The 15,513-nt window shown below is 40.7% G+C and carries 17 protein-coding genes; 16 read left to right on the top strand and 1 reads right to left on the bottom strand.

What is annotated here, in order from left to right; genetic code table 11:
- Window positions 1-614: 614 nt before the first annotated feature.
- The 15 genes from sigY to AC1TO9_RS21855 all read left to right on the top strand — a co-directional run bounded on the left by sigY (window position 615) and on the right by AC1TO9_RS21855 (window position 13,411).
- Window positions 615-1,154, top strand: a complete 540-nt coding sequence (gene sigY / locus AC1TO9_RS21925; protein ID WP_482057290.1) for an RNA polymerase sigma factor SigY — start codon at window positions 615-617, stop codon at window positions 1,152-1,154.
- Between the two features lie 2 nt (window positions 1,155-1,156).
- Window positions 1,157-1,492 carry a YxlC family protein gene (locus AC1TO9_RS21920; RefSeq protein ID WP_482060510.1) on the top strand — a complete coding sequence of 112 codons (336 nt, stop codon included), beginning with the start codon at window positions 1,157-1,159 and terminating at the stop codon, window positions 1,490-1,492.
- Complete coding sequence (locus AC1TO9_RS21915) at window positions 1,489-1,713, top strand: hypothetical protein (RefSeq protein ID WP_482057292.1); 225 nt, start codon at window positions 1,489-1,491, stop codon at window positions 1,711-1,713. The genes AC1TO9_RS21920 and AC1TO9_RS21915 overlap by 4 nt, the downstream gene beginning before the upstream one ends.
- A gap of 20 nt (window positions 1,714-1,733) precedes the next feature.
- Window positions 1,734-1,931, top strand: coding sequence for a PLD nuclease N-terminal domain-containing protein (locus AC1TO9_RS21910; protein ID WP_482060509.1), 198 nt, complete (start codon window positions 1,734-1,736; stop codon window positions 1,929-1,931).
- A complete protein-coding gene (locus AC1TO9_RS21905; RefSeq protein ID WP_482060508.1) occupies window positions 1,931-2,854 on the top strand; it encodes an ABC transporter ATP-binding protein in 924 nt (307 codons plus the stop codon). Before AC1TO9_RS21910 ends, AC1TO9_RS21905 begins: the two co-directional genes overlap by 1 nt.
- Complete coding sequence (locus AC1TO9_RS21900; RefSeq protein ID WP_482057295.1) at window positions 2,851-3,630, top strand: ABC transporter permease; 780 nt, start codon at window positions 2,851-2,853, stop codon at window positions 3,628-3,630. The genes AC1TO9_RS21905 and AC1TO9_RS21900 overlap by 4 nt, the downstream gene beginning before the upstream one ends.
- A 138-nt stretch (window positions 3,631-3,768) precedes the next feature.
- On the top strand, window positions 3,769-4,152 hold the full coding sequence (locus tag AC1TO9_RS21895; protein ID WP_482057296.1) for an ATPase: 384 nt from the start codon (window positions 3,769-3,771) through the stop codon (window positions 4,150-4,152).
- Between the two features lie 356 nt (window positions 4,153-4,508).
- Window positions 4,509-4,796 (top strand): Asp-tRNA(Asn)/Glu-tRNA(Gln) amidotransferase subunit GatC, encoded by a 288-nt coding sequence (gene gatC, locus AC1TO9_RS21890; protein ID WP_482057297.1) that lies wholly within the window; start codon window positions 4,509-4,511, stop codon window positions 4,794-4,796.
- A gap of 30 nt (window positions 4,797-4,826) precedes the next feature.
- Window positions 4,827-6,284, top strand: coding sequence for an Asp-tRNA(Asn)/Glu-tRNA(Gln) amidotransferase subunit GatA (gatA, locus tag AC1TO9_RS21885; protein ID WP_482057298.1), 1,458 nt, complete (start codon window positions 4,827-4,829; stop codon window positions 6,282-6,284).
- A gap of 30 nt (window positions 6,285-6,314) precedes the next feature.
- Entirely contained in the window at window positions 6,315-7,754 is a 1,440-nt protein-coding gene (gene gatB, locus AC1TO9_RS21880; protein ID WP_482057299.1) for an Asp-tRNA(Asn)/Glu-tRNA(Gln) amidotransferase subunit GatB, read from the top strand.
- A 98-nt stretch (window positions 7,755-7,852) separates the two neighbouring features.
- The gene (locus tag AC1TO9_RS21875) at window positions 7,853-8,329 is read left to right on the top strand and encodes a GNAT family N-acetyltransferase (protein WP_482057300.1); all 477 of its coding nucleotides are present in this window, start codon (window positions 7,853-7,855) and stop codon (window positions 8,327-8,329) included.
- A gap of 23 nt (window positions 8,330-8,352) precedes the next feature.
- Window positions 8,353-9,066, top strand: coding sequence for an MgtC/SapB family protein (locus AC1TO9_RS21870; protein ID WP_482057301.1), 714 nt, complete (start codon window positions 8,353-8,355; stop codon window positions 9,064-9,066).
- Window positions 9,067-9,163: 97 nt separating this feature from the next.
- A complete protein-coding gene (locus tag AC1TO9_RS21865) occupies window positions 9,164-11,005 on the top strand; it encodes a DUF4097 family beta strand repeat-containing protein (protein WP_482060507.1) in 1,842 nt (613 codons plus the stop codon).
- Window positions 11,006-11,168: 163 nt separating this feature from the next.
- Window positions 11,169-11,594 carry a peroxide-responsive transcriptional repressor PerR gene (gene perR, locus AC1TO9_RS21860; protein ID WP_482057303.1) on the top strand — a complete coding sequence of 142 codons (426 nt, stop codon included), beginning with the start codon at window positions 11,169-11,171 and terminating at the stop codon, window positions 11,592-11,594.
- Window positions 11,595-11,752: 158 nt separating this feature from the next.
- Window positions 11,753-13,411, top strand: a complete 1,659-nt coding sequence (locus AC1TO9_RS21855) for a glycosyl hydrolase family 18 protein (protein ID WP_482060557.1) — start codon at window positions 11,753-11,755, stop codon at window positions 13,409-13,411.
- A 133-nt stretch (window positions 13,412-13,544) separates the two neighbouring features.
- Here AC1TO9_RS21855 and AC1TO9_RS21850 read toward each other — a convergent pair whose 3' ends face one another.
- Entirely contained in the window at window positions 13,545-13,922 is a 378-nt protein-coding gene (locus tag AC1TO9_RS21850) for a YgzB family protein (protein ID WP_482057304.1), read from the bottom strand.
- A 157-nt stretch (window positions 13,923-14,079) separates the two neighbouring features.
- On the opposite strand from AC1TO9_RS21850, the gene AC1TO9_RS21845 reads away from it, so the two are divergent.
- Window positions 14,080-14,943: a nucleotidyltransferase-like protein gene (locus tag AC1TO9_RS21845; RefSeq protein ID WP_482057305.1), complete on the top strand. Its 864-nt coding sequence runs from the start codon at window positions 14,080-14,082 to the stop codon at window positions 14,941-14,943.
- Window positions 14,944-15,513 lie beyond the last annotated feature (570 nt).

Genomic DNA, 15,513 nt, shown 5'->3' with positions numbered 1-15,513 from the left:
CTACGAAACGCCTCAGAAGATTGGATGAAGGTAGGGAGTGAGGAACGGAGCGTAGGCAGTACCTACGTGAGCACCGGAAGGACCGGCTGAATTCAATATTCGATGTCGAAGACGCTTCTTGTTAACCATCGTGATCAAAAGATGACTTTTTGAACAACCTCTAATAAATACCTGTACAATAGATGACAAAATAGTTACAATATCATTAGTAGAATATTAGAACCACAATGAGGAAGCACGCAAGCTGAGGATCAATCCCGGTTTGCGTGTTTTATTTTGTTGTGAATTTTGTGCTCAATACTAGAATCATTGCTTGAAAAATAGTGGAGTAGGATGACCGCTACGATGTCGGATTGTCCTTCCAATCGCTGTTGCCATCGGATTTCTACCGCTGATAGCGGTAGAAATCCGATGGCAAAGCATATGCTTCCGAAGTAGCTTTCCTACGGAAAGCTTGTAGGCGACCGCTACGCTTCTCCAGGACAATTCCGTTATCGTAGCGGCATCCTACAACAATGTGTCTGGACTTTTTAAGTGGTGTTGAGCTTTTTTAGTATTTCTTTGAAAGATAAATGAACGAAATGATCAACCTATTCGTATTATAGATGTCGCTGATGGAAGAGGGGTTGAAGATGAAGGCAGAGGAACGGAATAGAGTGAAGCTTGCGCAGCGAGGAGATGCTGACGTTCTAGCGGATTTGGTACATGAACATTACGCTTTTCTATATAAATATTTAGTCAAAATCACGATGGACCCTAGTATGGCTGAGGACCTAGCCCAAGATACAATGCTTCGTTGTATTGAGAAGATAAGTCTATACGACGGCACCTCCTCATTCTCTTCTTGGCTCATGACGATAGGGACTCGTATTTATATGGATCAAATGCGCCGCAAGAAGAGGGAGAAGACTTGGCTTATTAAGGAACAAGGCATTCGTCAGATCCGCTGGCAGTTTGAGAGTAGGAACGAGGAGTGGAATGATGTACTAGAATCCTTAGCCAAGTTGTCTACAGAGCATAGAGTGGCTGTGTTGCTTAAGCACTATTATGGATATACATACGAGGAAATGGGAGAAATGCTCTCTATTCCTTCAGGTACGGCTAAATCAAGAGTTGCAAGTGCCGTGGGTCAACTAAGAAAGGAGATGAGTTAACTATGGATCGGAAGGATCAAGAAGGAACAGAAGAAATAATGCTAATGGAATTACGACAAAGTTTAGACAGAATGGACCATGTGCTTGATCAACCCTCGATACCATCCAAGGATCAATTGAAAGTACACATTCATGAACGTTGGAAAAAGCGTAGGTTGTCTATGATGATTGAATTGCTCATATTCTGGTTAGTCTCATTATTCGTCGTTGGTAGCGGAATGTTATTGGCTTATTCGGCACCTTGGATGATTTGGGTTATTCAGGGGATCAGTTTCGTTACGGCTTTCGTTCTGATGATATATTTCATCATTCATCGAAGAAAAGAGGAGATCGGATGAGTGAAATTATGAGTGAACTTAAGGAAATTCCCATATGGATCATCGTAACGCTGGTACCGATTCTTCTAGCTCAAAGCACATGGATGTTTCTAGATGCAGGTAAATGGGGAAAGTGGCGTTGGTTATGGGGATTATGGGGGTTGACTAGTACACCCACACCCCTAGTGATTTATCTCTTTTTCGTTCGGTTTCCCGATAATCGTAAGCGTAAGAAATTCTAAAGGATGAAAGGATGTTTCATATGGAGGGAATTACAGCATACTTACCCTTAATTTTACCGTTATTGATTCTACAGCTCGTTCTTGCTGTCATTGCTCTGATATCGCTATCTAAAGCTCATGTGGTACGTGGCTCCAAGTGGATGTGGGTATTGATTATTTTATTGGGAAATATGGTAGGAAGCGTTCTCTACTTCGTTATTGGAAGGAAAGATGTGTGATGAGTTTACTACAAGTGACTGAACTGACCAAAAATTTCGGTAAGGCAAGTGCCGTTAAAGGATTAACATTTCAACTTGAGCAAGGGAAGTGTGTTGCCCTATTAGGTCCTAATGGTGCAGGTAAAACAACGACGTTACGTATGCTTGCAGGGCTTTTAGACTCTTCATCAGGTGTGATTAGCTTTGGTGATGGCGAACATCATAGTGCTTCAGATTATCGGAAGTGGCTTGGTTATTTACCTCAAAATCCTACGTTTTATGGCTGGATGTCAGGCCGAGAATATATTCGTTTTGCAGCTGGACTTAGTGGAATAGCACAGAAGGAAATTGGTGAACGAACAGAAATTGTCCTTGCGAAGGTAGGCTTACAAGAGGCAGCTAAACGTCGGATATCTGGGTATTCGGGGGGGATGAAACAACGTCTTGGTCTAGCACAAGCCCTTGTTCATGAGCCGAAGCTGTTAATACTAGACGAACCAGTCTCAGCCCTCGATCCAATCGGCCGTAGAGAAGTGATTAATCTGCTACGTGAGATAAGAGAAGAGACTACGGTTCTTTTCTCTACACATGTTTTACACGATGCAGAGGAAATCTGCGATGATATTCTTGTGATGGCGAAGGGACACCTAGCTGAGCAGGGATCACTTACCTCTTTAAGGGAAAAGTATCGCCAGCCTCTCGTGATTGTACAAGTGGAGAGGGAACAAGCCGCATTAACGTGGCTTAATTCATTAAAGAGTAAAACTTATGTGATACAAGCAGATATTAAAACCGACATTGCGGAATTAACGGTTCATGAACTTGGATCAGCAAGAGATGAGCTAATAAGAGATGCTGCTGAGAAACGAATTCCCCTAATGAAATTAGAAGCCGGAAGCTCTTCCTTAGAAGATATGTTCGTGAAAGTGGTGAGTGAGCAATGAAGGGAACATGGATATTTTATCAAAAAGAAATGCTGGAAATGTCTCGGAGTTTCAAATTGATCTGGATCCCCATTGTCTTTGCAATATTAGGAATCATGCAGCCAATCGTTAGTCTATATATGCCGGAAATATTGAAGATGTCGGGAGGGGTACCGCCAGAGATGTTCTCGTTGTACGTGATCCCTTCATCAGCAGAGGTTATGGTTCAAGTGTTAAGTCAATATAGTACAATGGGCGTACTGGTCCTTGTGCTTTCATGTATGAATAGTGTATCTGGAGAACGCTACGGGGGTACGGCGGAGTTAATTATGGTGAGACCAATCTCATCAGTTGCTATCATTGCTGCCAAATGGTTTGCTCAATGCACGCAGCTGGTGATCGCCTTTGGTTTTGGGTACATAGCAGCGTCCTATTATACGTATCTAATGATCGGAGCATTATCTTGGACAAATGCTTTAGCATCATTTGGTTTGTATGGTCTGTGGCTTATGTTAGGAATTACGCTGACACTTCTATTTAGTACCGTTATGCGCGGAGCAGGAGCGGCCTTTGTCACATTAGCAATTCTAGGGATTCTTTCTCTCTTATATGGAATGCTGCCTACTTGGTTTACTTGGAGTCCAGCTCGTTTAACCTCTCTTGCTGCAGAAGCACTGATTGGAAATGGCCTTCCGGTTTCTTCAGTAGTTGTGTGTTGCTTGGTTGCTGTAGCTATCATTATTCTAACTCTACTTAGTTCATCCCATTTACTTAAAAGACGAGTACTTCCGAATTAGTAATCTTTTGAACATCCCCTCGATAACCTTCGTGATCAAAAGATGACTTTTTGAATATCCCCTAGTAGCTTACCGTAGACATCACTATCTTTTTTTAGTAGACTAAAGATTATCTTATCGACATCTAGGAGGTAGACGATGCTGCATATAGGGGAAAAAATTGTAATCGTCGAGGACGCCTTTGAGCAGAATCTTCCAATCGGGGAATATGGTTACATTATAGCTTATGACCGTAACCCAGATAATGCATTTGATTATGTCATCCGTGTACCGAAAGTTAATCGTAATTTTTTCGTGCCAGATGATGACGTTGAGCTTGAAGAGAGTCTCATGCAACAGGAAGTAGAGCGTACAACGCAAGAAGCGCTAATCGACTATGCACTGGCGACATATAATGAAGAACTTTTTCACCATGTGATGAATGGTAGTCCTGAGATGGTTGAGGAAGGCGAGATGATCTCGGCAGAAGTATTATCCCAGGCAGAATTTATAAAACAGGTTAATCTTCGCGCCTGGATATAGAGGAGTCGGCCTATGCCGACTCTTTTTGTTAATATAAGAACGTATAAGTTTCACATGAATCAATTTCATAATCGCCGATGCAGCTAAATCGGGTTGCGTAATTATGAAATTGATTCTTGATACTCTAATCCTTATATTTCCACTGAAACAGATGCCGTCTTTGAAAAAGGACGGCATAGCCGTTTCTATTTGGTAAAGATGAGAAGAATAAGGGTGATGGTTGCTTGTGATTGAATTGTGAAAGGTTCTATCCTATAATTATAAAGATTATGATTATGATTATGATTATGATTATGATGCAGTTTAAGGCATTAATCCTGAACGACTTGAGAAAGAATAGGAGGAACATAAATCACATGAATATAACAACCGAAGATGTTCAACATGTTGCGAAGCTAGCTAGACTTAATCTGAGCTCAGAGGAAGAATTGGTATTTACCGAGCAGTTGAATGCCATTTTACAATATGCAGAGAAATTGGATGGATTGGATACGGAGGGTGTTGAGCCAACGACACATGTGCTCCATCTTAGCAACGTTATGCGTGAAGATGAAGAACGAGAAAGCCTATCCATTGAGAAAGTATTCGCAAATGCCCCAGAAGTTGAGGATGGGCAATTTAAAGTTCCGGCAATTCTGGAATAAGTGTTTTAATATTGAAAGGAGGAGTCATAGTTGAGCCTATTTGATTATACATTGTCTGAAATACATAACAAGATGAGTTCCGGGGAATTAACTCCTACGGATCTGGTGGATCAGGCATTTAAGACGATTCATGAGCGTGACACTCGTGTAGGAGCCTTTCTTACACTTGATGAAGAGCAGGCTAGAGCGACAGCGCGGAGACTGGATGACCAACTGAAGGCAGGTGGAGAGCGGGGGTTATTGTTCGGATTGCCTGTAGGCGTTAAGGACAATATTGTAACCGAAGGTCTACGTACGACTTGCGCCAGTCAATTCCTTAGTAACTTTAATCCTGTATATGATGCTACGGTAACTAAAAAATTACGTCAGGCGGATTCTGTTATCCTTGGTAAATTGAATATGGATGAATTTGCTATGGGCGGATCGAATGAGAACTCTAGCTTCCATCCTGTCCGGAATCCATGGAATTTGGAACATGTTCCAGGTGGTTCTAGTGGTGGATCGGCAGCATCTGTGGCAGCTGGGGAAGCCTTTTTCACGCTTGGCTCAGATACTGGCGGATCTATTCGTCAACCAGCCTCTTACTGTGGTGTGGTCGGGTTGAAACCGACTTACGGTTTAGTATCACGCTTTGGATTAGTAGCTTTTGCATCCTCATTGGATCAGATTGGTCCTATCACAAAGAACGTAGAGGATTCTGCGTATGTGTTACAGGCTATTGCGGGTTATGATTCCATGGATTCAACATCAGCTAATGTTGAGATTCCCGATTATCTAAATGCTCTAACAGGAGATATTAAGGGGCTTCGTATTGCTGTACCGAAGGAATATGTAGGTGAGGGTGTTGACCCTGTCGTTAAAGAGAAAGTTATGGAAGCGTTGAAGGTACTTGAGGGATTAGGTGCGACATGGGATGAAGTTTCTTTACCACATACAGAATATGCTGTAGCTACTTATTATTTATTGGCATCTTCTGAGGCATCCTCCAACCTGGCGCGTTTTGATGGCGTTCGTTATGGTGTTCGTGCGGAGAACCCTGCGGACCTTCTCGATCTGTATCATGAGTCTCGTAGCCAAGGATTTGGACCTGAAGTTAAACGACGTATTATGCTTGGTACGTATGCGTTAAGTTCTGGTTATTATGATGCGTATTATTTAAAAGCACAGAAAGTTCGTACATTGATTAAGCGAGATTTCGATCAGGTATTTGAGAAGTATGACATTATTATTGGGCCAACTGCGCCAACGACAGCCTTTAAGTTAGGGGCACAGGTAGATAATCCACTGACGATGTACCTGAATGATATTTTAACAATACCAGTAAGCCTCGCGGGTGTACCTGCTGTGAGCATTCCTTGTGGTTTCGCTGATGGTTTACCTGTTGGGTTGCAAATTATAGGAAAAGCGTTTGATGAGTCTACAGTTTTGCGTGTGGCTCACGCTTTCGAACAGCATACAGATCACCATACAAAGCGTCCTAGTATTTAACGAATCAGATAGAGAAGGAGGGAATAAGACGTGTCTACATCCAAATACGAAACAGTGATCGGACTGGAAGTCCACGTAGAGTTGCATACGAATTCCAAAATTTTCTGTGGCTGCTCTACCGAATTCGGAGCACCACCGAACACACATACTTGTCCTATCTGTCTTGGTCATCCTGGTGTATTACCGGTGTTGAATCGCCAAGCGGTGGACTATGCTATGAAAGCAGCGATGGCACTCAATTGCACAATTGCTGATAGAAGTAAATTCGATCGGAAGAATTACTTTTATCCCGATTCACCTAAAGCTTATCAAATATCTCAGTATGACCAACCAATTGGTGAGCATGGCTGGATTGATATTGAAGTGAACGGGGAGACCAAGCGAATTGGTATAACGCGTCTTCACTTAGAAGAAGATGCAGGTAAACTGACTCATATCGACGGTGGTTATGCTTCATTGGTCGACTTTAATCGTGTAGGAACACCACTTGTCGAGATTGTTTCTGAACCTGAACTTTCTTCACCTGAAGAAGCTCGTATATATCTTGAGAAAATCAGAGCGATTATGCAATATTGCGAAGTGTCTGATGTCAAAATGGAAGAGGGCTCATTGCGTTGTGATGCCAATATTAGTCTTCGTCCTTATGGACAGAAGGAATTCGGCACAAGGGCAGAGCTGAAGAACATGAACTCTTTCCGTGGTGTACAGAAGGGTATGGAATATGAAGAGTTTCGTCAAGCTGAAATTCTAGACGATGGTGGCGTGGTCGTGCAGGAAACAAGACGTTGGGATGAAGGACAAGGGAAGACAATCAGCATGCGCGGTAAAGAACAAGCACATGATTATCGCTATTTCCCAGATCCGGATCTAGTGACGCTGCATATTGATGGTGAATGGAAGCAACGTATACGTGAAACTATTCCAGAATTGCCGGACGCACGTAAAGAACGATATTCGACGGAGTATGGTCTGCCGAGCTATGATGCTGCAGTGATTACGGCATCGAAACCTTTAGCAGATTTCTTCGAGGAAAGCTTGAAGTATACTGAAGATGCCAAGTCTGTATCGAACTGGATCATGGGTGATCTATTAGGGTATCTAAATAGCAGTAACTTAGAATTGTCCGAGGTTAAACTAACTGGGCAAGGACTTGGTGAGATGATCGGCCTGATTGAGAAAGGAACGATTAGTAATAAAATTGCCAAAACCGTATTTAAAGAGATGTTGGAAAGTGGCAAGCTACCACAGCAGATCGTAGAGGAACAAGGGCTAGTGCAAATTAGCGATGAAGGAGCTATCCTTAGTATCGTTGAGCAAGTCGTATCAGCCAATCCACAATCCATCGAAGATTATAATGCTGGTAAGCAGAAGGCAATTGGATTCCTAGTGGGTCAAGTTATGAAAGAAAGCAAAGGAAAAGCTAACCCAGCTTTGGTTAATAAATTGCTTGTGGAGGTTCTGAGTCGCTAAGGAACCAACTGCGTAAAAGGGCTTGTCAACGTTGACAAGCCCTTTTGTCTTGAAGATATATGGTGGACTATCAGGTGAGAGGGGCAGGGGGATATAATATGATCATGAGACTTTCAATGGATTATGAAGATACGGTTCATCAGATATGGCGTCTACAGCAGGTTGCTTATCGGCTTGAAGCCGAAAGAATTGGATTTCGTGAAATTCCCCCGCTGTTGGATACGATTGAAACTCTGAGTGATTGTGGGGAGATATTCTTTGGTGAATTGGATGAAGATGGCGAACTGTTGGGTGCGTTAGCGATAAGTAGTGAGTCTACTGGAACGATGACGATTACTCGAATGATGGTTTATCCAGCGCATTTTCGTAAAGGTATTGCAAGCAAACTAATTCAAAACGTATTAGATCTTCATGCAGAAATCCCATTGTTCATTGTATCAACAGGTACACGTAATATTCCTGCGTATACGCTCTATCTGAAGTATGGCTTTATTCCCTTTGATACTTATGAAGTAGCCCCTGGTATAGAGCTCACTACATTTCATAGACATTCACAACATAAGCTAATATCATAACTACTTTGAAAGGGGGTTACGAATTGGTTAATCCATGGATGATTGATGATGTTCAAATTTTACTTCGCTTATTGCTGTCGATGACCCTCGGCGGGGCCATCGGATTGGAGCGTGAAAGGTCTAATCGCGCAGCAGGACTTCGGACACATATTCTCGTATGCTTGGGATCAACGTTAATCATGATGCTTTCTATTTATGGTTTCGCAGATTTTGTGAATGAAGCGAATATCCGGATTGATCCGGCCCGTCTGGCAGCATCCGTCATTACAGGTATCGGTTTCCTAGGTGCTGGGACGATTCTATTTACGGGGAAATCAATAACTGGGTTAACGACAGCTGCTTCCGTGTGGGTAGTGGCTGCAGTTGGACTATGTGTTGGAGCAGGATTCTATACCGCAGCGATTGCTACAACATTCTTAATTCTAATGACCTTAGTTGTCTTTAATAAGATAGAGCTGAGATATATGAAAGGAAATAAACTACATCTGTTGACAATCCATGCCGAAGATTCTGTAGGATTTCTTGATATCGTATCCGAGTTGCTCATAGAGGAGAACTTTACGATTAAAAAAGTGACAGTGAATGAATATACTAAGGATACTTACGGAGAACTGGGTTCTCAACAGGATTTTCTCGAACTATCCATACATGTCATGAGTAAGAATAGCCTTGATTCAATTGGGCTAGCTTCGAAGCTCCGTAGATTAAAAGGGGTCACAATGATATCGTTGGAATAATGGGAACGTAGATATTTACCAGTTACTCTGACATCATATTGCGGTACGATCTATATATGCATAGCCGCAGCTCCTGAATAAAGGTGGAATACTTAAGATGAATTCTATACAACAGCAATCATCCACAACTAAGGAACAGTATCAACTAACGAATAAACGGTCAAGAAGATTATTCTCTCGTAAATACAAATTTACTGCAGGATTGTTAGCAGCACTTTTACCTGGGCTCGGACATATTTATTTGGGGATGTTCCGAAAGGGTATCTCATTCATATTTGTGTTGATTCTAGACATTTCGGCTTTATTATATTTTTCATCTATAGGGATGAACATTAATGTTCCACTATTAATTCTCCTAGGATTAATCATTCCGATTACTTATTTCTATAATTTATTTGATGTGCTTCAAGCGGCAGATTTCACTATTATTCGTTGTACTGAAGAGACGGAGAAGTCTGATGGAAGTAAACGTGTACGTCGCAATCCTTTTGCGGGAGAAAAAGGGATCTCTTTCGGGATATTACTTGTGCTTGGCGGAACGTTATTAATTTTATTCCATCAAAAGCCAGTTTGGTTGGGAGAATTCATCGAGCTACATGGAAAGATCACCATCGCTATAGGGCTAGTAGTTCTAGGAATGGGACTATGGATTAGAGAAATGATGAGTGTGAAGAATAAACATAATATTCGTATAGGCAGCTATACCGCAGCGCTTTTATTAATGGTAACAGGAACCCTGTTGATCATAGATGAAGTGCAAGGAAGTGAATATATGCTCTTATTGCTTACATGGTGGCCTCTAATGGCAGTAATATGGGGGTTTGAGTTCATTATTATTTATATAATCGCGAAGAGACGTAGTAGGGTAAAGGGAACTTCATTACGTCTTGATCTAAAAGGACTTTCGTTAACTATTCTATTGACGGTCAGTGTGTTCATAGTGAGCCAGCAAGCTCATTATTTATATTTATGGAATAAGGTGAGCTTGAATCTTGCGGCGTCTTCCGTAGATTATAGCGAACAAGAGGGTGCGTATTTCAAAAAGGAAGTACTGGATATCCCTGTTACTATGGACAGTGAGAACATTGTTATTAATAACATTAATGGGGATATACGATTACATCGTGAACCTATTGATAACATACAAATCTCAACTGAAGTATGGGTGGATCAGATTGAAGGTCCCGAAGTAGATGAGATATTTGCACGGTCAGTATTAGAAATTAATGAAGGTCCAACTCTCAATATTGAAACAAATGGTAAGGCCTACGGACAGTCTGGTAAACGCCAACCACGAATGAATCTCAATATCGCACTTCCAGAGAACAGACGTTTCAATTATGATTTACGAACAATGAACGGAAATATTATCTTAGATGATGTTGAAGCTATCGGAGATATTAAGTTGGAAAGTGCCAATGGGAGACTAGAAATTAAAAATGTACTGGGGAATATTCAAGGTAAAACCTTTAATGGTATCGTCCGAATCATTAATCTTGCCGGAAATGCAGATATCACTTCTAGTCAAGGAAATATGGAAGCGACAGATACATTAGGCACACTTCGCTTGTCGACACAAGTTGGGAATATAACTGTGATACGTGCAGGTGGTGATGTGGACATAAGAACGAAGAATGGAAATATGTATGTAAGTCAGCCACGTATGAAACTTAAGGCTGAATCACTCAACGGGAGTGTAAATGTATACACGCATCAAATAGGTGGGAATTGGGATATTTATAGTGCGGTAGGAATGATGGAACTCAACTTGCCATTAGAGGCGAATTACAAATTGAATGGATCCATTGCCTTCGGTGATATTCATAATTCCATTCCAGCATTTACGATCTATAATAAAAAAATATGGGGAACGATTGGAGAAGGTGACTATACTGTTCGAATCGAAGGAAACGGTGATTTAAATGTGAATTTTTATTAAAATTGCTTTAGATTGTTGTAATTACTTGGGTTTATAACAATGACTGCATTGACAATCATACAATAATAATATTAATATAAGAATAATACTAATCTATATAAGTATGAGTTCAAAAGATAATTTTTGGAACAACTTCTATAAGTGAAAAAAGGTGGTAGGTTAGATGGGAACACGAGTCCAACATGCATTGGAACAATTGAAAACTACCGGTGTTCGGATCACACCCCAACGTCATGCAATTTTAGACTTCTTGCTGGATTCCATGACTCATCCTACGGCAGATGAGATATACCGTGCATTAGAACCTAAGTTTCCTAGCATGAGTGTAGCGACAGTGTACAATAACTTAAAGATGTTTATGGAATCTGGTATGGTTCGTGAATTGACATATGGGGATTCATCAAGCAGGTTTGATGCGAATGTGTCAGAACATTATCATGTCATTTGTGAACAATGTGGTAAAATTGAGGATTTTATGTATCCATCCTTGATAGAAGTTGAACGTGAGGCTGAACAAGCTACGGGCTATCAAGTGAAAGGTTTGAGGTTGGAACTTTACGGAATCTGTGATACATGCAAACCGCACTAAACAGCGTTACATTCTAAAACATGCAGATTCCTTTCATAATGAAGGATTCTTCATGTTTTTTATTTTGTAATGACAATGAATGATTTACGGAGGCTATCGCATTGGAAAGAAGAAAACCTAAACGAAACACACCAAGGAAAAAGTTGTTTAGTACAATGATGATTATATGCTTATTATTAATCGCTGGTTATTATATATTCGCAGAAGTCCTTCCTAACAGACAGTATGTCGAGCCTGATTGGGAAGGGAAGGACAAGCCCATTTTCATGCGAGGTGAGTTATTGGAATATCCCGCACTGGGATCTGGTGAAACCTTGAAGATTCCATTGCCTGTACTACAGAAAGTGATTGATCCTCATATTCGATATGAATCAGAGACAGAATCTATCATTCTTACAACAAATGAGAAATTGGTTCATTTAAAAACAGATGATAAAAAAGCTGAAATAAACAATGAAGCAACTGAATTGCGTTTCGCCCCAGAAGAAATTGAAGGGATTATGTACTTACCTATCGGAGTACTGAAGGATCTATATGGGTTGGCCGTTCACGAAGACATCGATTCAGGTGCGGTCATGCTTATGGAAGCTGGCGAAAGTATTCCTATGGGTGCAGTGACCGCGGGTAAGTCGGATCGAACGACAGCTATGCGTGATGAAAACTCAATTCATGCACCTATTATATTTGATGTGCCTGATGGGACTGAACTGAGGGTGTGGAATACGAAAGAAGATTGGTACTTCGTGCAGTTGGATAATGGGTATACAGGGTACATTAAGAAGGAAAGAGTGGTTATGAGTGATGCAAAAATAGTTGAGGCTCCTAACTTACCAATAACTCGGGCGGAACGAAATTGGAAAGGCAAGCCGATTAATCTAGTGTGGGAAGCAGTGTACCAACGGAAGCCTGACCCTGAGTCTATAGGTAAATTACCCGGTGTAAACGTAGTAAGTCCTACCTGGTTCAGTATGATTGATGGAGAAGGTAATGTTCGAAGCCAAGCAGATATAGAATATGTGAGATGGGCGCATAAACAACAAATGGAAGTATGGGGATTGCTCAGTAATAGCTTTGAGCCTGATCTAACATCTGTTGCTATGTCTAGTTTTAATAGTAGAATAAATGTTATTAACCAAATGCTGCATTACGCAGATATATACGAGTTAGATGGGATAAACATTGATTTTGAGAATGTATATACGAAAGATGGAGATAACATAACCCAGTTTGTACGTGAGTTAAAGCCTTTGGCGGAAGCTAAGGGGCTCATTATTTCTGTAGACGTGACTCCCAAATCTAAAAGTGAAATGTGGTCGCTCTTTCTTGATCGAGAAGAACTAGGTAAAATAGCTGATTATCTCATCGTCATGGCATATGATGAACATTGGGCTTCAAGTCCTCGAGCTGGATCCGTTGCTTCACTACCATGGGTAGAGAAGGCGTTGCAACGTATCATCGAGGAAGACCAAGTTCCACCAGAGAGACTTATTCTAGGGATCCCCCTGTATACAAGGATATGGTCAGAAGAGACCATAGATGGAGAAACGAAGATTAAGTCCAAAGCGGTGAGTATGAATGCTGTAGCGGATATTATTCGTACTAAGAAACTAACACCAACTTATCTTGAGGATACGAAGCAGAACTATGTTGAGTATATAGAAGATGATGTACTTAAGAAAATCTGGATTGAAGATGAAGTATCTCTAAAAGCAAGAGTAGAGATAGCGAAGTCTTTGCAACTTGGAGGTATTGCCTCGTGGACCAGAAGTTTTGCAAACGATGTTGCTTGGCAAACGTTACAATCCATTACTCCATAAGTTACTCAATATAAATACAAGCTTATAGAAATCATATGTTTATACGATAATGTATAGCTGATATTAAGAAAAACCGGCTTCCCTTCAAAAGGGAAGCCGGTTTTTGGATAATATGCTGAGTAATAGGAATACTTTAACCTTCAGCAGAAGGCTGGCTTTGTTGTGCTTCTAATGCTTCAGCAGTAATATTTGCTATTGCTGGATCCATAGTAAGTATCGTCCTGCAGAACATACAGCGATCTGTCTGACCTAACATCTTAGTTAGTTTGCCACATTGCGGGCATTGGAGTTGAACAGCACTGGTAGATAGCATGCCTGCCCAGAAATAAATACCGAGGCTTCCAACCATCGCAATAAGACCAATGACTAGGCCAACAGCTGCAACAATTTTACCTCCCTGACCCCAGAATACGATACCTGCTGTTCCGAGGACCATAAGTCCCATACCAATCATCGTTAGTAATAGTCCCCATGTACGAAATGAATTAATTTTTGCAGATCTAAACATCATAGATTTAATCACCCGATCCATTAGAATAGTATTATTTATTGATAAAGAAGGAACTTATTTGGATATGTAGAAGTATAAGAAGTATAGAAGTATAGTATAACTGAACTAGGGTATTTACGCCAAGTTATGTAATGAAGGAATGGTGGAATGAAAGCATATGTTTTTACATTATAAAGATGCATTAGATGAAGAAAGTATTGGTGCCTTTGTGTATGTTCAACAGGAGGACGAGCTTCATGGGCCTTTATTTCGAGATTTTGAAGTTCAATTACTGGTGGTGCAAGGAGTAGAGCAAAGATATTCAAAGATTAATCATGTTATGTATGGAGATATGCGTTGCGAGATAGTGCGCGTAAGTTATAAGGAACTTAGGGGGATACTCGTGGCTTGCGAGAAAAGTGACTTAGTGAAATGCTTGCTGGAGGGTGAACTAATTTCGGATACGGATGGTTGCTTGAATAATCTACGTATTGAGTTCCAGGAGTTTATGCAACCACTCCGAGATCAAAAGATGTTCCTCGAATTTTCACGGTTCCTCCGTTTATACTTAGAAGCAAAGCGTTATATGAGTGAGGGTCATATAATGGATGCCTATCATAGTGTCACAGATTCGCTTCATCACTGGGCACGAATTGAATTAATTGAACGGGGGATTCGTCCGGAGTTCTATGTATGGGAACAAGTTCGCGGTTTGAACACGGCGGTTCATAAACTATATGAAGAGCTAACCGTAAGTAAGGAAACTGTCCAACAAAGAGTTGAGTTAGTGTTATTGGGATGTGAGTTTTCAGTCTTATCTAAAATGGGTGAGTGCTCATCCCTGCTTATTAGTGTCATCGGTAGCCGTAATAAGCCATGGAGTATTGAAGAATTAATCCAACATCCTGAATTAGAAATGGTAAGTGATGAGCTACCACTTGTGCTTCGTAAATTAGTGTATCGTTCGAAAATTAAAGAAGTGCAGCCCTTGAGACATGCAGGAATGAATAGCAAGCGAGATATCCTTTACAGTTCGTTATAAGTATGTGTGCTGGACTTACGTGAGTATCTGGAATGTATTCAAAGGAAACAACATACCTCGCAAGTATATGTTCGGAATAGCTTAATTCAATCTTCGATGTCGAATAGGCCACTTGGCAACCTTCGTGATCCAAAGATGACTTATTGAACAACCTCTATAAAGAGGGATTGGAAATAAGGAAAGGGGAGAGGGGACTCCTCTTCTTTATCTTTAATGGAGAATGATAAGTACTATAAATCCGTTTAAGCATTGTTAAAAGAAGCCGAAGTCAGTGTGTTAAAAATAAAGTTGACTCTTCAGCGGTATCTATGATAAATTATATCTCGCCCCATTAAACAGGACTTACTTTATTTCAAGACATGGATGAACATGAAAAAATAAAGTCTAAAAAAACTTGTTGACAAAATAATGGGTGACATGATATATTATAGAAGTTGTCGCCGAGAACAATCGGAGATAAACAAAAGAGAAATTGATCTTTGAAAACTGAACAACGAGTGAGTGGTTTTCACGAAAGTGAGAACAAAACAAATGAGAAATCATTTGGATTGAGAATGTAATATTCTCGTC

The sequence above is a fragment of the Paenibacillus sp. Y916 genome (genome assembly GCF_056786435.1).
This window is presented reverse-complemented; position numbering and strand designations above follow the sequence as displayed.